At 72.1% G+C, this 21,155-nt stretch carries 18 protein-coding genes and 1 pseudogene; 15 read left to right on the plus strand and 4 right to left on the minus strand.

Features of this window, described 5'->3' with window-relative positions; genetic code table 11:
• Nucleotides 1-184: 184 nt before the first annotated feature.
• From OHU89_RS39150 to OHU89_RS39200, 11 genes are all read left to right on the plus strand, one after another.
• A complete protein-coding gene (locus tag OHU89_RS39150; RefSeq protein ID WP_405649708.1) occupies nucleotides 185-2,644 on the plus strand; it encodes a SpoIIE family protein phosphatase in 2,460 nt (819 codons plus the stop codon).
• Nucleotides 2,645-2,797: 153 nt separating this feature from the next.
• On the plus strand, nucleotides 2,798-3,523 hold the full coding sequence (locus tag OHU89_RS39155) for a class I SAM-dependent methyltransferase (protein WP_266886107.1): 726 nt from the start codon (nucleotides 2,798-2,800) through the stop codon (nucleotides 3,521-3,523).
• 82 nt (nucleotides 3,524-3,605) lie between these two features.
• Nucleotides 3,606-4,439 (plus strand): M55 family metallopeptidase, encoded by an 834-nt coding sequence (locus OHU89_RS39160; protein WP_405649710.1) that lies wholly within the window; start codon nucleotides 3,606-3,608, stop codon nucleotides 4,437-4,439.
• Nucleotides 4,432-5,736: a M20/M25/M40 family metallo-hydrolase gene (locus OHU89_RS39165; RefSeq protein WP_405649712.1), complete on the plus strand. Its 1,305-nt coding sequence runs from the start codon at nucleotides 4,432-4,434 to the stop codon at nucleotides 5,734-5,736. The genes OHU89_RS39160 and OHU89_RS39165 overlap by 8 nt, the downstream gene beginning before the upstream one ends.
• Nucleotides 5,737-5,751: 15 nt before the next feature.
• Nucleotides 5,752-7,704 (plus strand): prolyl oligopeptidase family serine peptidase, encoded by a 1,953-nt coding sequence (locus OHU89_RS39170; protein WP_405649714.1) that lies wholly within the window; start codon nucleotides 5,752-5,754, stop codon nucleotides 7,702-7,704.
• Nucleotides 7,701-8,624, plus strand: coding sequence for an LD-carboxypeptidase (locus tag OHU89_RS39175; protein WP_405649716.1), 924 nt, complete (start codon nucleotides 7,701-7,703; stop codon nucleotides 8,622-8,624). Before OHU89_RS39170 ends, OHU89_RS39175 begins: the two co-directional genes overlap by 4 nt.
• 118 nt (nucleotides 8,625-8,742) lie before the next feature.
• Nucleotides 8,743-10,488 (plus strand): CocE/NonD family hydrolase, encoded by a 1,746-nt coding sequence (locus tag OHU89_RS39180; protein WP_405649718.1) that lies wholly within the window; start codon nucleotides 8,743-8,745, stop codon nucleotides 10,486-10,488.
• Between the two features lie 59 nt (nucleotides 10,489-10,547).
• Nucleotides 10,548-10,790, plus strand: a complete 243-nt coding sequence (locus OHU89_RS39185) for a LapA family protein (protein ID WP_266886102.1) — start codon at nucleotides 10,548-10,550, stop codon at nucleotides 10,788-10,790.
• Between the two features lie 19 nt (nucleotides 10,791-10,809).
• The gene (locus OHU89_RS39190; RefSeq protein ID WP_405649720.1) at nucleotides 10,810-11,370 is read left to right on the plus strand and encodes a GNAT family N-acetyltransferase; all 561 of its coding nucleotides are present in this window, start codon (nucleotides 10,810-10,812) and stop codon (nucleotides 11,368-11,370) included.
• Between the two features lie 5 nt (nucleotides 11,371-11,375).
• A complete protein-coding gene (locus OHU89_RS39195; RefSeq protein WP_405649722.1) occupies nucleotides 11,376-12,269 on the plus strand; it encodes an arginase family protein in 894 nt (297 codons plus the stop codon).
• 46 nt (nucleotides 12,270-12,315) lie between these two features.
• Complete coding sequence (locus OHU89_RS39200) at nucleotides 12,316-14,226, plus strand: DUF5107 domain-containing protein (RefSeq protein WP_405649724.1); 1,911 nt, start codon at nucleotides 12,316-12,318, stop codon at nucleotides 14,224-14,226.
• An 8-nt stretch (nucleotides 14,227-14,234) separates the two neighbouring features.
• On the opposite strand, the gene OHU89_RS39205 is transcribed toward OHU89_RS39200, so the two are convergent.
• Entirely contained in the window at nucleotides 14,235-14,582 is a 348-nt protein-coding gene (locus OHU89_RS39205) for a VOC family protein (RefSeq protein WP_266886099.1), read from the minus strand.
• A 97-nt stretch (nucleotides 14,583-14,679) separates the two neighbouring features.
• Nucleotides 14,680-14,814 (minus strand): hypothetical protein, encoded by a 135-nt coding sequence (locus tag OHU89_RS39210; protein WP_405649726.1) that lies wholly within the window; start codon nucleotides 14,812-14,814, stop codon nucleotides 14,680-14,682.
• A gap of 69 nt (nucleotides 14,815-14,883) precedes the next feature.
• Between OHU89_RS39210 and OHU89_RS39215 the strand changes: the two genes are divergently transcribed.
• The gene (locus OHU89_RS39215; RefSeq protein WP_405649727.1) at nucleotides 14,884-15,405 is read left to right on the plus strand and encodes a phage holin family protein; all 522 of its coding nucleotides are present in this window, start codon (nucleotides 14,884-14,886) and stop codon (nucleotides 15,403-15,405) included.
• A 16-nt stretch (nucleotides 15,406-15,421) separates the two neighbouring features.
• On the opposite strand, the pseudogene OHU89_RS39220 reads toward OHU89_RS39215, so the two are convergent.
• Nucleotides 15,422-15,613: pseudogene (locus OHU89_RS39220) on the minus strand (mandelate racemase); the annotation flags it as partial.
• Nucleotides 15,614-15,618: 5 nt separating this feature from the next.
• Entirely contained in the window at nucleotides 15,619-16,578 is a 960-nt protein-coding gene (locus OHU89_RS39225) for a TIGR03557 family F420-dependent LLM class oxidoreductase (protein WP_405654844.1), read from the minus strand.
• A 138-nt stretch (nucleotides 16,579-16,716) separates the two neighbouring features.
• Between OHU89_RS39225 and OHU89_RS39230 the strand changes: the two genes are divergently transcribed.
• From OHU89_RS39230 to ligD, 3 genes are read left to right on the plus strand one after another with little or no spacing between them, the layout of a single operon-like run.
• On the plus strand, nucleotides 16,717-18,348 hold the full coding sequence (locus OHU89_RS39230) for an NAD(P)/FAD-dependent oxidoreductase (RefSeq protein WP_405649729.1): 1,632 nt from the start codon (nucleotides 16,717-16,719) through the stop codon (nucleotides 18,346-18,348).
• Nucleotides 18,335-20,188: a transketolase gene (locus OHU89_RS39235; protein WP_405649731.1), complete on the plus strand. Its 1,854-nt coding sequence runs from the start codon at nucleotides 18,335-18,337 to the stop codon at nucleotides 20,186-20,188. The genes OHU89_RS39230 and OHU89_RS39235 overlap by 14 nt, the downstream gene beginning before the upstream one ends.
• Nucleotides 20,185-21,111: a non-homologous end-joining DNA ligase gene (ligD, locus tag OHU89_RS39240; protein WP_405649733.1), complete on the plus strand. Its 927-nt coding sequence runs from the start codon at nucleotides 20,185-20,187 to the stop codon at nucleotides 21,109-21,111. The genes OHU89_RS39235 and ligD overlap by 4 nt, the downstream gene beginning before the upstream one ends.
• The last annotated feature ends 44 nt before the right edge of the window (nucleotides 21,112-21,155 follow it).

Raw genomic sequence — 21,155 nt, forward strand, 5'->3', positions numbered from 1 at the left:
CCCGTCAGTAACCCCGACACGCCTCCAACCGGCAGGTTCTGCCCGGCCCGGGGGCGCAGGGGCGCACGCCGGGGCGATCCACCCCGGCCAATTCCCGCATTGCCGCACATCACAACCGCCCACGGCCTACGGTGGATTAGGCGGCACAGATCTTGCGGAGCCGTGGGGAGAGAGGGCCTGGGCCATGGACCATGGCACCGAGAGGGACACAGCTCCCGGCCACGGAGCTGAGGACGGCGCAGTGGAGCACGCCGACGCCGGCCGTATCCCGCTGGCCGTGGTCGTGGTGGACCGCGACGGCCTGGTGTCCCACTGGAGCAGGGGTGCGCGACGGCTGTTCGGCGCCGCCAAGGAAGAGGCGCTCGGCCGCCCGGCGGCCGACCTGCTGCCCGTCTCCGGCGCCCTGCCCGACGAGGACGACCCGACGCCGTACGGCGTGTACGCGGCCTACGACGGGTTGGGACCCGACCTCGAGTCCTCCCTCGACGGCCGGCTCTCCTACCCGGCCGCGGGCCGCGCCCGCCTCACGGTCTTCGAACCCGACCGCCTCGACGTCCTGTGGTGGGCCTACCCCCTGGTGGGCCCCGGACGGGAGCGGCTGCTGGTGCTCGCCGCCGACGCGGGCGCCCTGCACGCGGACGATCCGGACGACGAGATCGCCGGTGAGCGCATCGCCCCCGCCTTCGCGCTGCACACCGACTTCCCGGGCGCCGAGGAGCTGGCCCGCCGGCTGCCCGAGATCCTGCCCAGCATGAGTGTCGAGGAAGGCGCGCGGATCGTCGCCCAGATCCTCGAACTGGGCTATCCCGTCCTGGAGTTCAGTCAGAACGACCGGGTGCCCGTCACCCCCGACTGGGGCGTGCCCCGCCGTATCGAACGCAGGGTGCGCCGTGAGCGGGCCGCGCGGGCCGTGGCCGAAGGGCTGGCCGTCCCGCAGGAACTCGCCGACGAGGGCGAGGACCTCGAGTACACCGCGGTACGCGAGCGCCTGGAGTTCCTCACCGAGGTCAGCGGCCGTATCGGCACCTCCCTGGACCTGTCCAAGACCATCATCGAGGTCAGCCGGGCCGTCGTGCCCCGCTTCACCGACGTCGCCGGCACCTATCTGCGGGAACAGGTCGTCGCGGGCGAGGGGTTCCCCGAGGGCGTGCCCGACGCCACCACCATGTGGCACCGGGTCGCCCTCGAGCACACCGACGAACCCGGCCGCTGGGACGACGTCGTGCCCGTCGGCGAGGCCATGCCGTTCCCGGCGCACACCCCGTTCTTCCAGTGCATGACCAGCGGCCAGCCCGTCCTCGTGCCGCGCATCAGCGAGCAGATGGGCCACGCCATCGCCTCGCAGTTCGAAAAGCGTGACATCCGGCCCCTGATCACGGGCCGTTCGATGCTGGTCGTACCGCTCAAGGCCCGCAATGTGGTCCTCGGCTTCATGATCCTGCTGCGGCACCCGGAGCGCGTCGAGTTCAACGACATGGACCGGGTCACCGGCGCCGAACTCGCCGCCCGCGCGGGCCTCGTGCTCGACAACGCGCGCATGTACACCTACCAGGAGTCCGTCGCCGAGACGCTCCAGGACAGCATGCTGCCGCACATCCCGCCGCGCATGGCGGGCTGCGACATCGCCACCCGCTATCTGCCGGGCACCCTGCTCGGCCGGGTCGGCGGCGACTGGTTCGACTCGGTGAAACTCCCCGGCGCCCGCACCGCCCTCGTCGTCGGCGACGTCATGGGCCACGGCCTCAACTCGGCCGCCATGATGGGCCAGTTGCGTACGGCCGTACAGACCATGGCCGCCCTCGACCTGCCGCCCGCCCAGCTGCTGCGCAACCTCGACGACCTCGCCCAGCGTCTCGGCGACACCTACCTGGCGACCTGTCTGTACGCCGTGTACGACCCGATCGCGAGCGAGCTGCACATCGCCAACGCCGGCCACATCCCGCCGGTGATCGTGCACGCCGAGGACGGCCGCAGCGAACTCCTCGACCTGCCCACGGGGGCGCCCATCGGCGTCGGCGGGGTGGCGTTCGAGTCGGTACGCGTACGCGTGCAACCCGGCGACCGGCTCGTGATGTGCACCGACGGCCTCGTCGAGGTGCGCGGCGAGGACATCGGCGTGGGCCTCGCGGCCCTGTGCGAGTCCGCCGCCCACCCGGCCGCGTCCATGGACGACGCCTGCGACACCATCATCCGCGTCCTCAACACCCGCGGTGGCCGCAAGGACGACGTCGCCCTCCTGATGAGCCGCCTCAACGGCATCGAGCCGGACGACGTCGCCGAGTGGCGGCTCTCCCCGGACCCGGTCGAGGTCGCCAGGGCGCGCTCCGTGGTGCGCGAACAGCTCCACGACTGGGGGCTGGCCAGGCTCGCCGACCCGGCCGAACTGATGGTCAGCGAGCTCGTCACCAACGCCGTACGGCACTCCCACAGCCGTCCCCTCCAGCTGCGCCTCGTCCGCGGTGACACGCTGCTGTGCGAGGTGGACGACGACGACCACGACCTGCCGACCCTGCTCAGCGCCGGCCCCGAGGACGAGTTCGGGCGTGGCCTGCGCATCGTCTCCACCCTGGCCCGGGAGTGGGGCACGAGCCGGACGAAGGCCGGCAAGACCGTCTGGTTCGAACTGACGTTGCCGCGACGCTGAGACGCCCCAGGGGCGCACGGGGCGTAAGGGCGTACGCATGTCGCGCACGGCGTGAAGGATTGCGCCGTGCGCTTGTAGCCGTGACCGGGGCGCGATAAACCGTACTGGCCCGTCACTTGCGGCGGGCCATTGCCGCATCCTGGGGAGTTGGGCATGAGCGTGACGAGTCGGTACCGGGACGCCTGGGAGAGCTTCTGGAGCGAGGCTCCCGACGGACAGGGGGCGGTGTTCTGGGACGCGGAGCCCGCGCTGACGGCCGGCCTCCACCTCGCCCTGTTCGAACCGCATGTGACCGCCCCCGCCCTGCCCATGGTCGACCTGGGCTGTGGCAACGGCACCCAGACACGTTTCCTCGCCGACCGCTTCCGGCACGTCCTCGGCGTCGACCTGTCCGAGGCCGCCGTCGACCGCGCCCGGGACGCCGATCCGGCCGGCCAGGCCACCTACCGGGTGCTGGACGCCGTGGAGAAGGGTGGGGCGGAGTCGCTGCACGCGGAGCTGGGCGACGCCAACGTCTATATGCGGGGCGTGCTCCACCAGTGCGAGGCCGCCGACCGGCAACCACTGGTCGACGGGCTCGCCGCGCTGCTCGGCGAGCACGGCCGGGGCTTCCTCGTCGAGCTGTCCGAGGCCGCCAAACCGATCCTGATGGGCCTGGCCCAGCACCCCTCCGGCCCGCCGCCCAAACTGGCGCCGATCTTCCGGCACGGCATCGCGCCCGGCGAGGTCTCCGACGACGCGGTGCCCCAGTACCTGGCCACGGCCGGGCTCACCGTCCTGGCGAGCGGCGAACTGCCACTCGTGACCACGGAGTACACCCCCGACGGCACCCGGATCGAGCTGCCGTCGAAGTGGCTGGTGGTGGGGCGCACGGCGTGAGGGATCCCCGAATTGGTCTGAGCCGGTGACGGTTGTCCACAGGCCTGACGGGACGCGGCACGAACGCGTAGCGTGAGTCGGCATGAAGATCCTCATCAGCGCCGACATGGAGGGCGCCACGGGCGTCACCTGGCCGGCCGACGTGCTGCCGGGGACGCCGCAGTGGGAGCGGTGCCGCGCGATGTTCACCTCGGACGTGAACGCGGCGGTGCAGGGCTTCTTCGACGGCGGTGCCGACGACGTGCTGATCAACGAGGCGCACTGGACCATGCGCAACCTGCTCCTGGAGCGGCTCGACGACCGGGCGGAGATGCTCACCGGACGGCACAAGTCACTGTCCATGGTGGAGGGCGTGCAGCACGGCGACGTGGACGGCATCGCCTTCGTCGGCTACCACGCAGGCGCCGGCGCGGAGGGCGTCCTCGCCCACACCTACCTCGCCAACTCCATCACCGGGGTGTGGCTGAACGACGTACGCGCGAGCGAGGGCCTGCTCAACGCGCACGTGGTCGCCGAGTACGGCGTGCCGGTCGTCCTCGTCACCGGCGACGACGTGGCCTGCGAGGACGCCCTCGGCTACGCGCCCGAGGCGCTGAAGGTCGCGGTCAAGGACCATGTGTCGCGGTACGCGGCGGTGTGCCGGACACCGGCCAGGACCGCCGCCGACATCCGCGCGGCGGCCAAGGAGGCGGCGGCGCTGGCGGTGCGTCACGAACCCGTGCAGGCGGGGCCGTTCACCGTCGCTGTGGAGTTCGACGCCGAGCACCTTGCCCTGGCCGCGACCGTCGTGCCGGGTGTCGACCGGATCGGTGAGCGGAAGGTGGGGTACACGAGCGCCACCATGTACGAGGGAATTCGCACCTTCAAGACGGTCACCACGATCGTCTCGGCCGCGGTGGAGGAGCAGTATGGCTGACGGACAGGCTATGGACGAGGTCGTGACGTTCACCTCCGACCTCATCCGCATCGACACCACCAACCGGGGCGGCGGCGACTGCCAGGAGCGGCCGGCCGCCGAGTACGCGGCCGCGCGGCTGGCCGAGGCGGGCCTGGAGCCGGTGCTGCTGGAGCGGACCAGGGGCCGCACCAATGTCGTGGCGCGCATCGAGGGCACCGACCCCTCCGCGGACGCGCTGCTCGTCCACGGTCACCTGGACGTGGTGCCCGCCGAGGCCCGGGACTGGAGCGTGCATCCCTTCTCCGGGGAGATCCGTGACGGGGTCGTCTGGGGCCGGGGCGCGGTCGACATGAAGAACATGGACGCGATGATCCTGGCGATCGTCCGAGCCTGGGCGCGCGAAGGGGTACGACCCCGGCGCGACATCGTCGTCGCGTTCACCGCCGACGAGGAGGCCAGCGCCGTGGACGGCTCCGGGTTCCTCGCGGATGAGTATCCCGGGCTCTTCGAGGGCTGCACCGAGGGCGTCAGCGAGTCCGGGGCGTTCACCTTCCACGACGGCGCCGGACGCCAGATCTATCCGATCGCGGCCGGCGAGCGGGGCACGGGCTGGCTGAAGCTCACCGCGCGCGGACGGGCCGGGCACGGCTCCAAGGTGAACAAGGAGAACGCGGTCACCCGCCTGTGCGCCGCGATCGCCCGCATAGGCGCGCACGAGTGGCCGCTGCGGCTCACCCCGACCGTCCGCGCCGCCCTCACCGAACTCGCCCTCGTGTACGGCATCGAGCCCGACCTGGACAACGTCGACCGGCTCCTGGAGAAGCTCGGCCCGGCGGCGAACCTCGTCGAGGCGACGGTCCGCAACAGCGCCAACCCGACCATGGTGGACGCCGGTTACAAGATCAACGTCATCCCGGGCGAGGCCGTGGCCCACGTCGACGGGCGGTATCTGCCCGGCGGCGAGGACGAGTTCCGCGCGACCCTCGACCTGCTGACCGGACCGGACGTGGAGTGGGAGTTCCAGCACCACGAGGTCGCGCTCCAGGCGCCGGTGGACTCGGCGACGTACGCGAGGATGCGGGCCGCCGTCGAGGAGTTCGCGCCGGAGGGGCACGTGGTGCCGTACTGCATGTCCGGCGGCACGGACGCCAAGCAATTCTCGCGCCTCGGCATCACCGGATACGGATTCACACCGCTGAAGCTGCCGGAGGGCTTCGACTACCAGGCCCTCTTCCACGGCGTGGACGAACGGGTCCCGGTCGAGGCGTTGCACTTCGGCGTCCGGGTCCTGGACCGCTTTCTGCGCACGGCCTGAGCGACTGGGGGAGAAGTGGAGACGCTGGCGTACGGGTCCTGGCCCTCGCCCATCGACGCGGCAATGGCCGCCGCGCACGACGGGCATCCCGAGTTCGTGGGCTTCGTCGGCGACGAGGCCTGGTGGACCGAACCACGCCCCACCGAGGGCGGCCGGCGCACGCTGCTGCGGCGGCGCACCGACGGCACGACGGAGTCGGTGCTGCCGACACCGTGGAACGTCCGCAGCCGGGTCATCGAATACGGCGGACAGCCCTGGGCGGGGACGGTCGTGGACGGCGAACCGCTCGTGGTCTTCGTGAACTTCGCCGACCAGCGGCTGTACCGGTACGGGCCGGACGGCGACCCCAGCCCCCTCACCCCGGTGTCCTTGGTCGGCGGCGGCCTGCGCTGGGCGGACCCGGTGCTGCTCCCGGACCGCGGTGAGGTGTGGTGTGTGCTGGAGGAGTTCACCGGCGACGGGCCCAGCGACGTCCGCCGGGTCCTGGCCGCGGTGCCGCTGGACGGCGCGGCCGCCCAGGACCGGGACGCCGTGCGCGAACTCACCGACGCCCGGCACCGGTTCGTGACCGGCCCCCGGATCTCCCCCGACGGGCGGAGCGCGGCCTGGCTCGCCTGGGACCATCCCCGGATGCCGTGGGACGGCACGGAACTGGTGCTCGCCGGTGTCCGGGCCGACGGCACGCTCGGCGAACCCCGCACGATCGCCGGCGGGCCCGAGGAGTCGATCCCCCAGGTGGACTGGGCCCACGACGGAGCCCTGCTGTACACGAGCGACCGCACCGGCTGGTGGAACCTCTACCGCGACGGCGCACCGCTGTGCCCGCGCGAGGAGGAGTTCGGCGGTCCGCTCTGGAGGCTGGGCCATCGTTGGTTCGCCCCGCTGGAGAGCGGCCTGATCGCCGTCGTGCACGGCGGTGGCGCCACCGCGCTCGGGATACTGGACCCCGAGACCGCTAAGGTCGTCGACGCGGCGGGCCCCTGGACCGAGTTCGCGCCCACCCTCGCGGTGCACGGCGAGCGGGTCGTCGCCGTCGGCGCCAGCCCGCGCAGCGCTCACGAACTGGTGGAGCTGGACACCCGGACCGGCCGCGCCCGGGTGATCGGCGCGGGGCACGACGACGCCGTGGACCCCACCTACTACCCCGAGCCGCAGATCCGCACCTTCACCGGACCCGCAGGACGCGACATCCACACCCACGTCTACCCGCCCCACCATCCCATCTGCGTGGCACCCGGCGACGAACTGCCCCCGTACGTCGTCTGGGCGCACGGCGGACCCACCAGCCGCGCCCCCCTCGTCCTCGACCTGGCGATCGCCTACTTCACCTCGCGGGGCATCGGCGTCGTCGAGGTCAACTACGGCGGCTCCACCGGGCACGGCCGGGAGTACCGCAACCGACTGCGCGAGCAGTGGGGCGTGGTCGACGTCGAGGACTGCGCGGCCGTCGCCCAGGCCCTCGCCGACGAGGGCACCGCCGACCGCGACCGGCTGGCGATCCGCGGCGGCAGTGCCGGCGGCTGGACCGCGGCCGCCTCCCTCACCGCGACCGACGTCTACGCCTGCGGCACCATCGTCTACCCCATCCTCGATCTGACCGGCTGGGGCGAGGGCGAGACCCACGACTTCGAGTCGCAGTACCTGGAAACCCTGGTCGGACCCCTCGCCGAGGTGCCCGCACGGTACGCGGAGCGCTCGCCCACCGAGCACGCCGACCGGATCACCGCGCCCTTCCTGCTGTTGCAGGGACTGGACGACGTGATCTGCCCGCCCGTCCAGTGCGAGCGGTTCCTGGCCCGCATGGAGGACCGGCGGGTGCCGCACGCGTACATCGCCTTCGAGGGGGAGGGGCACGGGTTCCGGCGGGCGGAGACGATGATCCGGGCCCTGGAGTCCGAACTCTCCCTGTACGCCCAGGTCTTCGTCCTGAACCCGCCCGGCATCCCGACCTTGGAGCTCGACAAGTGAAGAAGTCCGTCCGGCCGTCCAGACTCGCGCCCGGCGCCCGCGTGGCCGTCGTCGCGCCCAGCGGACCCGTTCCCGAGGAGCGGCTGCAGGCCGGACTGGACATCCTGCGCGGCTGGGACCTCGACCCGGTGGTGGGGCCCCATGTGCTGGAGCGGCACGGCGACTTCGACTACCTGGCGGGCACCGACGCGGACCGGGCCGCCGATCTGCAGACCGCCTGGTGCGACCCGTCCGTCGACGCGGTGCTGTGCGCGCGGGGCGGGTACGGCGTGCAGCGGATGATCGACCTGCTCGACTGGGAGGCGATGCGGGCGGCCGGGCCGAAGGTGTTCGTCGGCTTCAGCGACATCACCGCGCTGCACGAGGCGTTCGCCACCCGGCTGGGCCTGGTCACCCTCCACGGGCCGATGGCCGCAGGGGTCGACTTCATCAAGAACGCACGGGCACAGGAGCACCTCAGGGCCACGCTCTTCGCACCGGAGACCGTCCGCACGATCGCCTCCGGTGGGAGGACCCTGGTCCCCGGGCGGGCCCGGGGTGTCACCCTCGGCGGCTGCCTGTGCCTGCTCGCCGCCGAACTGGGCACCGCGCACGCCCGGCCCTCCGCGCGCGGCGGGCTGCTGTGCCTGGAGGACGTGGGGGAGGAGACGTACCGCCTCGACCGCTATCTCACCCAACTCCTGCGCGCCGACTGGTTCGACGGGGTGCAAGGGGTACTGCTCGGGTCGTGGCAGGAGTGCGGCCCCCAGGAGAAGGTGCGGGCGCTGCTCGCCGACCGGCTCGGCGGGCTCGGGGTGCCCGTCGTGGAGGAGTTCGGGTTCGGGCACTGCGAAGGGGCGCTGACCATGCCCTTCGGAGTGGCGGCCGAACTCGACGCCGACGCACGCACGTTGACGCTCGACGAACCGGCCCTTCGCTGAATCATCGTCAAGAAAACACCCGTCACGGTGATTGACCTCCTTTGACACGTGTCACACCCTGACTGCTGGCCGGTTCTTACCGGTCGGTAAGCCGGGTTGTCCTCAGTGTGGAGGTCTCGTGTCTCGTCGTGTGCTCGGATACAGCGTTCCGCTCGCTCTCCTGCTCGGTGCCACACTCGCCACCCCCGCCCCCGCCACCGGCCAGTACACCGTCACGGCCCTGAAGTTCACCGTGCAGGCCAGCGGCCGTACCTGCACGATCGATGCCGATCTGTACCGGCCCACCGGTGCCGGCCGCGCACCCGCCGTGCTCGCCACCAACGGCTTCGGCGGCAGCAAGTCCGACGGCTCCACGGACGGCATCGGCAAGGCCTTCGCCGAGCGGGGCTATGTCTCCCTCGTCTACTCCGGGCTCGGCTTCGGCAACTCCGGCTGTCTGATCTCGCTCGACGACCCGGACATCGACGGCAAGGCCGCCTCACAGCTGGTCGACTTCCTCGCAGGGAAACGGGCCGCCAACGACGGCACCAAGGCCGACTTCGTCACCCTCGACGGCAAGGGCGACCCGCGCGTCGGCATGATCGGCGGCTCCTACGGCGGCGCGATCCAGATGGCGACGGCGGCCGTCGACCACCGCGTCGACGCACTCGTCCCGCTGATCACCTGGAACGACCTGGCGTACTCCCTCGACCCGAACAACGCCGGCGCCCACGGCGCGGTGCCCGGCGCCTTCAAATGGCAGTGGGCCAACGGTTTCTATCTGATCGGCGAGAGCCAGCCGCTGACGGCGCCGAACCTCGACCCGTCCCGGATCAACTCCCTGGGCTGTCCGCACTTCGTCACCGAGGCCTGCGACACCGTCCGCACCCTGAACTCCGGCAGCTACCCCGCCGACCGGACCGCCGGACTGCTCGCCTACTCCCGCAGGGTCTCCCCGGTCACCTACCCCGGCCGCGTGAAGGCACCCACGCTGCTGATCCAGGGACAGGCCGACAGCCTCTTCAACCTCAACGAGGCGACGGCGACGTACAAGACCCTCAAGGCGCAGGGCACACCGACCAGGATGATCTGGCAGTCCTGGGGCCACAGCGGCGGCATGGCGGCGGGCGAGCTCAACCTCGGCCAGGGGAATCTGGAGTCCACGTACGCCGGCAAGCGGATCCTCGCCTGGTTCGACCGCTACCTCCAGAAGAACAAGGGCACCGACACCGGACCGGCCCTGGCCTACTACCGCGACTGGATCACCGACCCGGCCGGCACCTACGCCACCGCCGACCGCCTGCCCGCACTCAGTCAGAAGCTGTACCTGTCCGGCGACGGCAAGCTCGTCGACACCCGCTCCAAGGTGGCCCGCGGCAGCCGGACGTACACGAACCGGCTCGTCCCCACCAGCCACTCGGAGAGCTCGCTGGCCGGGACGATCGGCCTGCCGGACCCGGCGCCCTACGACACCGAGGGCACCTACCTCGGCTGGACCAGTGAGCCGCTCGCCCGCACCACCGACGTCGTGGGCGCGCCGAAGGCCACGCTCAGGGTGGTCTCGCCGAAGGCGGAGCGGACGCAGAACTCCTCGAACGCCGCCGACAAGCTCGTCCTGTTCGCCAAGCTGTACGACATCGCGCCCGACGGCACCAAGACGCTGGTGCACCGGCTGGTCGCACCGGTCCGGGTGCCCGACGTGACCAAGAGCTTCACCGTGACCCTGCCGGGGATCGTGCACCGGTACGAGAAGGGGCACCGGCTGCAGTTCGTGGTCGCGGCGAGCGACGACGCCTACTTCGGCAACCGGGGGATCAAGCCGGTGACCGTGGTCAGCTCGCCCGGGAACACCGGGGTGCTGGAGCTGCCGGTGGCCGGCGGCTGATTCACCCGGTGGGCGGTCCCCGCCGCGCGGGGCCGGGTCTTCGGGCCCAGCCTGGTCGCATGAGCCCGAAGACCTCCGAGAGCGGCGGTGCCACCAGCGGCAAGGGTGGCGCCGTGACGCCCGCCCGGGTGGTCGTCCTGCTGCTCGCCGTCCTCGCCCTGATCTTCATCTTCGAGAACACCCGCGCCACCAAGATCAGACTGCTGATCCCCGAGGTCACGATGCCCCTGTGGATGGCTCTGCTGGCCACGGGGGTCATCGGCGCCCTGTGCGGGGCGTATTTCATGAAGCGCCGCAACTAGTCCGTCGTAGGGTGACGGGATGCCGCACACCGCATCCCGCTATCTCGTCGAGGGCCCCCGCGTGGGCATACGTCACATCACCTACGAGGACGGCGCCGAGTTCACCGCCCGGGCCCGGGAGAGCAAGGAGCTGCATCAGCCCTGGCTGTTCCCGCCGGACAGTGCCAACGCGTTCACGGCGTATGCGGGCCGGCTGATCGAGGACCCGACCAAGGCGGGGTTCCTGGTCTGCGAGAAGGACGGGGAGCACGGCGAGGGGGCCATCGCCGGGTACATCAACATCAACAACATCGTCGAGGGCGCCTTCCTGAGCGGGGCGCTCGGATACGGGGCCTTCGCGCACGCCGCCGGGCGCGGTCTGATGCGGGAGGGGCTGGGGATGGTCGTGCGGTACGCCTTCGGCGGGATGCGGCTGCACCGGCTGGAGATCAACGTGCAGCCCGCCAACACCGCCTCGATCGCCCTCGCCCGTAGCTGCGGCTTCCGTCTGGAGGGCTTCTCGCCGGACATGCTCTACATCGACGGGGCCTGGCGGGACCACGAGCGGTGGGCCGTCACCGCCGAGATGATCCGGAAGTGAGGCCGATGCGTACGAGGGTGGTTCTGGACGCCCCTTCCAATCTGGGGCTGCGTCCGCCCGCGCCGGGAACCGTCCCGGGCTGCTACAAGCTCGCCGGTGCCCTGCGCGAGCAGCGGATCGTGCAGCGGCTCGGCGCGCTGGAGGGCGGGGTGGTGGTGCCGCCGCGCTACGACCGAGGGGACTGGCAGGAGGGCGACGGCGTCTTCAACGCGGCTGCCCTCGCCGCCTACACGGTGAAGCTCGCCGACCGCATCGAACGCCATGTGCGGGCCGGGGAGTTCCCGGTGGTGCTCGGCGGTGACTGCTCCATCCAGCTCGGCGCCTCCCTCGCGCTGCGCCGCCTCGGCCGCTACGGCCTTGCCGCCGTGGACGCCTCCTCCGACTTCCGGCACCCCGGCAACTCCGAGCGGATCGGCGCGGCGGGCGGTGAGGAGATGGCGCTGGCGACGGGGCGTGGGCAGGACGACCTGACGAACCTGGAGGGGCTGAAGCCGTATCTGAGGGACGAGGACGTACGGCTCTTCGGCAACCGCGACGAGTTCGAGGACGACCGCAGCGAACTCGCCGCCCTCAAGATCCCCGTCGTCACCGTCGGGGACATCCGCGAGTGGGGTGCGGACGCCCTGGCCCGGGCCACGGCCCAGGCCTTCGAGATCCCCGAACTCGACGGATTCTGGGTCCACCTGGACGCGGACGTCCTCGATCCGTCCGTCATGCCGGCCGTGGACAGCCCCGACCCGGACGGACTCCTGCCCGACGAACTCGTCGAGCTGCTGCGGCCGTTGCTCGGGTCCGCGCACTGCGTCGGGCTGAACGTCACCATCTACGACCCCGATCTCGACCCGGACGGCACGGCGGGCGCCCTCCTCACCGACATCGTGGTGTCCGCCTTTGCGTAATCCTGACCTGTAGCGCCCCTGTTCAGCTCCCCGGCGAGCGGCTTCCATGGCGATCGTGACGACGATCCGACGTGAGGTACTGACGCTGCCCGCCGCGGAGCTGGGGCCCGACAACCCGCTGCCCCCGCTGCGGCCGCTCGACGAGCTCCACCGCGTCGACGACCGCGACGACCTGCCCTCGGAGATGGCCCGCCAGATCGGCTACGAGCCCCTGCGCAGCCTGCTTCCCGTGCACCTCCGGGACGGCTACGAGCGGGTGCGCGAGCCGCGCGGGATCGATGCCCTCGTGATTGAGAACGACCGGCTGCGGGCCACCGTGCTCCCCGGTCTCGGCGGCCGGATCGCCTCCCTCCTCCACAAGCCGTCCGGCCGCGAACTCCTGTACCGCAACCCGGTGTTCCAGCCCGCCGCGTTCGCCCTCAACGGCGCCTGGTTCTCCGGCGGCATCGAATGGAACATCGGCGCCACCGGCCACACCACCCTCGCCTGCGCACCCCTGCACGCCGCCCGCGTCCCCGCCCCCGACGGCGGAGAGATGCTGCGCCTGTGGGAGTGGGAACGGCTGCGCGACCTGCCTTTCCAGGTCGACCTCTGGCTGCCGGACGGCTCCGACTTCCTGTACGTCGGCGTCCGCATCCGCAATCCGCACGAGAAGCCGGTGCCGACGTACTGGTGGTCCAACATCGCCGTGCCGGAGCGACGCCGAATCCTCGCGCCCGCGCAGCAGGCATGGCACTTCGGATACGAGCGACGACTGCGGACGGTGCCCGTTCCGACGCACGAGGAGATCCGGCAACTCCCGCACGCGGCCGACTACTTCTACGACCTTCCCGACGCGCGGCGCCGCTGGATCGCCGCCCTCGACGAGGACGGTCACGGACTGGTACAGACATCCACCGACGTACTGCGCGGACGCAAGCTGTTCGTCTGGGGATCAGGGCCGGGCGGGCGACGCTGGCAGGAATGGCTCACCGAACCCGGCACCGAGGGCTACTGCGAGATCCAGGCGGGCCTCGCGCGCACGCAGTTGGAGCACGTCCGGCTGGACCCGGAGAGCGAGGTGTCGTGGCTGGAGGCGTACGGGCCACTGAACTCCCCGGCACAGGCGGAGAAGGCGGAGGAGCGGCTCGAAGCCGTACTCCCGCGCGCCGACGTCGACGCCGCGTACGCCGCCTGGAAACCGCACGCCGACACCGCACCCGGCGAGATCCTCGCCACCGGATCCGGCTGGGGCGCCCTCGAAGTGCTGCGCATCGACCGGAAGTTGCCCGGTACGCCCTTCGACGACAGCACCCTCGGTGAGGCGCAGGAACCCTGGCTGGAGCTGCTGCGGGCCGGAGTGCTGCCGGAGTCGGGCCGGGTGCGGCCGCCCGGCGAGACGCTCGTCGCCCAGCACTGGCGGGACATGCTGGAGACCGCGCCCGCAGGCCCGCACACCGAGTACCACCTCGGCGTCGCCCAGTGGCACGCCGGCGACCGGGCGCAGGCCGTGCGGAGTTGGGAGCGAGCTCTTGAACTCGCCCCGTCCGTCTGGCCGTTGCTGCGCTGCCTGGCCGTCTCCGACCAGGAGGTGGGCAACCGCGAGCGGGCCGCCGACCGGTACGCCGAGGCCTTCGACGACCTGTGCCGGGAGCGGCGCGACGCGGGGGAGGCCTGGACGGCGGCCACGGCCGCGCTCGGCCGCGAGGCGATCGAGGCGCTCCTCGCGGTGGGGCGTACGGGGGACGCGCGGTCGGTGTGGGCGCGACTGCGTCCCGCGACGCGGGCCCGCGGGCGATTCCGGTTCATCGAGGCCGGGCTGCTGGTCGCCGAGGGCAGGCGGGAGGAGGCGCGGGCCGTGTTCGAGGAGGGCTTCGAGGTCGCCGACCTGAGGGAAGGGGCGGAGGCCGTCGGGCGGCTGTGGGAGCGGGTCAGCGACGAACCGCTGCCGGACCGCCACGACTTCCGTATGCGGTGACCCCGGTCCTACGCCCGCCGGTCCACGTACTCGTACACCACTCCGTCCGGATGCATCGCGATCAGATTGCGCCCGGCCGGTGTCCCCACCGGTCCCGCGATGACACGCGCGCCCAGTTCGGTCAGTACCCGATGGGCTTCGTCGACGTCCTTGACGGCGATCGTGGCGGCGACCTTGCGCAGGATCTCCAACTCCGCCTCGGGACCGCTCATCAGGAGGAAGCAGCCGACGGCGGCCACCTGGACCCCGCCGCGCTCGAAGCGGAGGGCCGGGCCGCCGGCCAGGCGTTCGTAGAAGGGGACCGCGGTCTCCAGGTCGTCGACGCAGACGCGCAGCGTGGCTCCCAGAATGTCCATGCGGACGAGCCTAATAGGGGCGGCCGGGGCAGGAGATCGTTTCACGCGATCCCCGCACCCTGGCCGCCGGACACGCATGCCTCAGTGGGTCAGTGGGTCAGCCCATGGCCTTGCGCGCGATGTCCCATGTGCGGTCCACGACGGCCGCGACCGGACCCACCGCCACGTTGGTCACCGCAGTGTCGGTGCCCGGGTGCGGGCGGGGCGGCGCCAGGGCCTCGGCGGCCTGCACGGCACGGGCCCGTACGGGTGGCCGTGACGGACCGCGTTATGCGTACGGGTGTACGGGTACCCGGGGGCCATGGACCGCTTGGATCATCTTGAGCATCTGGACAAGCACCTGGTCGAGGAGCTGGCCCAGGTGACACGCGAGACCGTGCGCGAGGAACTGCGCGAGCAGACTCGCAAGCAGCGCCGCAAGGCCATGCTGTACGCCGCGTCCGGCGCCGTCGCCCTCTACGCGGGCGCCGCCCTGGCCCTGGCGGTGGGGCTGGCCCTCGCCCTCGGGCTGCCGGACTGGGCCGCCGCGCTGATCACCGCGGCGATCCTCGGGGTCGCCGCCTATGTGCTGCGCGGCGCCGCCCGGCCCTCCGCGTCCCGGCCCACGCCGGAGGGCGACCACGTCATCGGTGGCCAGGCACCGGCCACCCCGCCGGGCGGGACCGGCATGCCGTATCCGCCGGTGCCGCCCGTCGCGCCCGGCGGCGTGGGCGGGGCGACCGGGGCGCCCGGTGCGGGCACACCGGCAGCCGGGATGCCCGGCCCCGGCGTACCGCCGCGTCCCGACGACATCGACCCCGAGCAGCCGAGCCACCGGGCGTGATGCGTGGTGGAACGGCCAGCGGGGCCAGGTGTCCGCGCAGGAAGTCGCCGACCGCCCGCGGGCCGTACGTCCAGCCGGTGCCGGTCGCGTCGCCCGCGGTCACCTCGGTGACCACCATGGTGGTGGATTCCCAGGCCAGGGTGTCGTCGGCCTCGGGGGCATCGGTCGGCACCGTGTACACGGACACCGCCGGGAGATGCAGCTTCATCGTCGTCAGGCCTGTTGCAGCTGGGGCAGCACCTTGGTGCGGTAGAAGTCGAAGAAGCCACGCTGGGCGGGGCCGATCTGGTTGACGTAGATCCGGTCGAAACCCGCGTCGGCGAACGCGGACAGTGCCGCCACGTGTTCGTCGACGTCGTCCCCGCACACCGCCTTCTCACTCACCGACTCCTCGGTCACCAGCGGCTGGAGCTGCTCGAAGTGGCTCGGCGAGGGCAGGATCTGGGCCATCTCACCGGGCAGGAACTGATTCGCCCACAGCCGGTGCACGGTCCGTACGGCCTCCTCGCGGTCCGTGCCCCAGCAGACCTTGGTCCCGCCGCTGACCGGCTTGGCGCCCCCGCCGCCCTTGCGGAACTGGGCCACCATCGACTCGTCCGGCGTCATCGTGATGTAGCCGTCGCCCACCCGGGCCGCGAGCGAGGTCGCCGCCGGGCCGAATCCGGAGATGTCGATGGGGACGGGCTGGTCGGGGACCGTGTAGAGGCGGGCGTTCTCCACCGTGTAGTGGGTGCCGTGGTGGCTGACCTCCTCGCCGGTGAAGAGCCGGCGCATGATCTGGATCGACTCCTCCAGCATCTCCAGCCGGATGTTCGCGGGCGGCCAGACATGGCCCAGAATGTGCTCGTTGAGAGCCTCGCCGCTGCCCACCCCCAGCCGGAAACGGCCCTCCGTCATCACCGCCGTGGTCGCCGCGGCCTGCGCCACCACCGCCGGGTGCGTGCGCACGGTCGGGCAGGTCACCGCCGTCTCCACGGGCAGCGACACCGCCTCCGAGAGCGCGCCGAGGACCGACCAGACGAACGGGCTCTGGCCCTGGGCGTCGTTCCACGGGTGGTAGTGGTCCGAGATCCACAGCGAGCGGAACCCGGCCTGCTCGGCCATCCTCGCCTGCTCGACGAGGTCCGCGGGGCCGAACTCCTCGCAGGACAGGAAGTAGCCGTACTCGGGCATGGGTGCCTCCGGTGGTTCCACGAACGGGACGCGGTCCGGGTACCCGGTGGCATCCACGGAAACCGGCGCACGTTTGGGCCCCCTGACCAGGGTTACGCGGAAGTCTCCCGAGGTACGTGACAGCCCCGGAGGCACACTGTGAGTCGACCCCGCATCGTGATCGTCGGCGCCGGTTTCGCCGGGTACCGGACGGCCCGCACCCTGTCCCGGCTCACCCGGCACAAGGCCGAGATCACCCTGCTCAACCCGACCGACTACTTCCTGTACCTGCCCCTGCTGCCCCAGGTCGCCGCCGGCATCCTGGAGCCGCGCCGGGTCACCGTGTCCCTCTCGGGCACGCTGCCCGGGGTGCGCCTGGTGCTCGGCGAGGCCGACGGCATCGACCTGGACGGGCGCACCGTGCGCTACACGGACCCCGAGGGCGGTGTGGGCACGCTGCCCTACGACCGGCTGGTGATCGCCGTCGGCAGCGTCAACAAGCTCTTGCCGATCCCGGGTGTCGCCGAGCACGCGCACGGGTTCCGGGGGCTGCCCGAGGCGCTGTATCTGCGCGATCACGTCACCCGGCAGATGGAACTCGCGGGCGGCGCGAAGGACAGTGCCGCCCGCCGCACGTTCGTGGTGGTCGGCGCCGGTTACACCGGTACCGAGGTCGCCGCGCACGGGCAGATGTACACGGACGCCCAGGTGCGCGGGCGCCCGCCGCGGGACGGGGTGCGGCCGCGCTGGCTGCTGCTCGACGTCGCGCCGCGCGTCCTGCCCGAGATGGACGAACGGCTCTCGCGCACCGCCGACCGGGTGCTGCGGCAGCGGGGCGTCGACGTACGCATGGGGACCTCCGTGAAGGAGGCCACGCACGAGGGAGTCCTGCTGTCCGACGGGGAGTTCGTCGAGACGCGGACGCTGGTGTGGTGTGTCGGCGTACGGCCCGATCCGTTGGTCGAGGGTGTCGGGCAGCCCCTGGAGCGGGGGCGGCTGATCGTCGCTCCGTACCTGCAGGTGCCGGGCCGGCCCGAGGTGTTCGCGTGCGGGGACGCGGCCGCGGTGCCCGATCTGAACGACCCCGGTTCCTTCACACCGATGACCGCGCAGCATGCCTGGCGGCATGGACAGGTCGCGGCACGGAACGTCGCAGCGTCGCTGGGGATCGGCGACCGTCTCGCGTACCGCCACCGTGACCTGGGCTTCGTCGTCGACCTCGGCGGCACCAAGGCCGCGGCCAACCCGCTGGGCGTCCCGCTGCCCGGACCGCTGGCAGGCCTCGTCACCCGCGGCTACCACCTCGCGGCGATGCCCGGCAACCGCGTCCGGGTCGCCGCGGACTGGCTGCTGGAGTCCGTACTCCCGTGCCAGGCCGTGCAGTTGGGGCTCGTGCGGTCCTGGTCGGTGCCGTTGGACACGGCGTCGCCGGAACTGGCGCGGGTGCCGGGACGGCCGGAGCGGGGGCCGGATGCGAGCGCGCGGGGGCTGGTGGAGGACCGCCCCGGTGAGGAGCCCGCGGAGAGCGCCGCGAGCGAGGGACCCGCCGGGAACGGAGGGGCCGCCGAGCCCGCCGAGGGCCGACCCGGCGGCGAACCCGCGAAGAATCAGCCGGGCGGCGAACCCGCGAAGAACCAGCCGGGAGGCGAACCGGCCAAAAACCAGCCCGGCGGCGAGCCCGTCAGGAACCTCGGCCCTGCCAAGGCACCCGACCGGACACCGCCCCCGGCCCCGCCAAGCGCCCCGACCGTCCCGCCACCCCCGCAGAGGGAGACTCATGAACACCGCTGAACTCGTCGACCTGGGACAGCAGCTGCGCGTGGACAGTGTGCGCGCGGCCGATGCCGCGGGGTCCGGGCATCCGACGTCGTCGATGTCCGCCGCCGATCTGATGGCCGTACTGCTCGCCCACCACATCCGCTACGACTTCGACCGCCCCGCCCACCCCGGAAACGACCGCTTCGTGCTGTCCAAGGGGCATGCCTCGCCCCTCCTCTACGCCTCCTACAAGGCCGTCGGCGCGATCGACGACGCCGAACTGGCCACCTTCCGGCGGCTCGGCAGCCGGCTGGAGGGGCACCCCACGCCCCGGCGGCTGCCGTGGGTCGAGACGGCCACCGGGTCGCTCGGGCAGGGCCTGCCGGTCGGTGTCGGGATCGCGCTCGCCGGCAAGCGGCTGGAGCGCACCGGCTACCGGGTGTGGGTGCTGTGCGGGGACAGCGAGCTCGCCGAGGGGTCGGTGTGGGAGGCCGCCGAGCACGCCGCGTACGAGCATCTCGACAACCTCACCGCGATCGTCGACGTCAACCGGCTCGGCCAGCGCGGCCCGACCCGGCACGGCCATGACCTGGACGCCTACGCCCGTCGCTTCCAGGCCTTCGGCTGGCACACCGTGGAGGTGGACGGGCACGACGTGGACGCCGTCGACCGCGCGTACGGCGAGGCGATCTCCACCTCCGGGCAGCCCACCGTGATCCTCGCCCGCACCCTCAAGGGCAAGGGCGTCGAGGCCGTCCAGGACCGTGAGGGCCTGCACGGCAAGCCGCTGCCCGACGCCGACGAGGCGATCGCCGAACTCGGCGGCCGCCGCGACGTCCGCATCCATGTGCACGAGCCGCCCGCCGCCCGCATGCTGCACGCCGTACGCGCCGGACACCTCGAGCTGCCCCGCTGGGAGAAGGGGTCCGAGGACGGCGTCGCCACCCGCGACGCCTACGGCCAGGCCCTCGCCGCCCTCGGCACCGGCCGCGGCGACGTCGTCGCCCTCGACGGCGAGGTGAGCGACTCCACGCGCGCGGAGTTCTTCGCCAAGGAACACCCCGACCGCTACTTCGAGTGCTACATCGCCGAACAGCAGATGGTCGCCGCGGCCGTGGGACTCGCCGCGCGCGGCTTCGTGCCGTACGCCTCCACCTTCGCGGCCTTCCTCACGCGCGCGTACGACTTCGTGCGCATGGCCTCGGTCAGCGGCGCCGGGATCAACCTGGTCGGCTCGCACGCGGGCGTCGCCATCGGACAGGACGGGCCCTCGCAGATGGGTCTGGAGGACCTGGCGATGATGCGGGCGGTGCACGGCTCGACCGTGCTGTATCCGTGCGACGCCAACCAGACCGCGCACCTCGTCGGCGCCATGGCGGGCCTGGAGGGCATCCGCTATCTGCGCACCTCGCGCGGCAAGATGCCGGTGATCTACGCGCCCGGCGAGGAGTTCCCGGTCGGCGGCAGCAAGGTGCTGCGCTCCTCCGACCGGGACCGGCTGACCGTCGTCGCGGCCGGAGTCACCGTGCACGAGGCGCTGGCCGCCGCCGACGCGCTCCAGGAGCAAGGGATCGCCGTCCGGGTCGTCGACCTGTACTCGGTCAAGCCCGTGGACCGGCTCACCCTGCGCAGGGCCGCCGAGGAGACCGGCTGTCTGATGACGGTGGAGGACCACCACGAGGAGGGCGGCCTCGGGGACGCCGTGCTCGACGCCTTCGTCGACGGGCGGCCCGTCCCGCGGCTGGTGCGCCTGGCCGTCCGCACGATGCCGGGCTCGGCAGCGCCGGACGAGCAGCTGCACGCCGCGGCCATCGACGCCGAGTCCATCGCGGCCGCCGCACGGCTGCTGGTGGAGGAGGCGATCGTCCGGTGAGCAAGGACGCCACCCGGACGGTGCGGGCCGGGCGCCGCACCGTCGAGGTGCACCGGCCGGAGAAGGTCCTCTTCCCCGGCGACGGGGCGGGCAAGGAGTACACCAAGTCCGACCTGGTCGACTACTACCGGTCCGTCGCCCCCTTCATGCTGCCGCACCTGCGTCGCCGCCCCCTGATGCTGGAACGGCTCCCGGACGGCGTCGGCGGCCCGAGGTTCATGCAGAAGAACACCCCGGAGAGCTATCCCGACTGGCTCAGCCGCGTCGAGGTGACCAAGGAGGGCGGCACCGTCCGCCACACCGTGTGCGACGACACCACCACCCTGGTCTACCTCGCCGACCAGGCCTGTCTCACCCTGCACCGCTGGCTGTCCCGCGTCGGACGCGTCGAACAGCCCGACCGGATGGTCTTCGACCTCGATCCCTTCGGCGACGACTTCGCGCCGGTCCACGAGGCGGCCTGGCTGCTGGCGGAGCTCCTCGACGAGCTGGAACTGCCCTCCGCGCTGATGACCACCGGTTCGCGCGGTCTGCACGTGGTGGTCCCGGTGACCGGGCACCACGACTTCGACGAGGTGCGCGAATTCGCCAAGGACGTCGCCGACACCCTCGCCGCCGCCCACCCCGAGAAGTTCACCACCGCCGCCCGCAAGAAGGACCGCGGCGAGCGGCTCTACCTGGACATACAGCGCAACGCCTACGCCCAGACCGCCGTCGTGCCGTTCACCGTCCGCGCGAAACCGGGCGCCCCCGTCGCCACCCCCATGTCCTGGACCCAGCTCGACGACCCGGGCCTCGACGCCCGCCGCTGGAGCATCGAGGACGCCGTCGAGCAGGCCCGCACCAACCCCTGGGCCGGTGTGATGACCAAGGGCCGCGCCCTCGGCCCCGCCCGGCGCAGGCTCAACGCCTTGCGCGGCTGACCCACCTGCATCGTGAAGGTTTGGCCAACGGACTTACGGCCACC

Source organism: Streptomyces sp. NBC_00019, assembly GCF_045041015.1.
GTDB lineage: Bacteria > Actinomycetota > Actinomycetes > Streptomycetales > Streptomycetaceae > Streptomyces.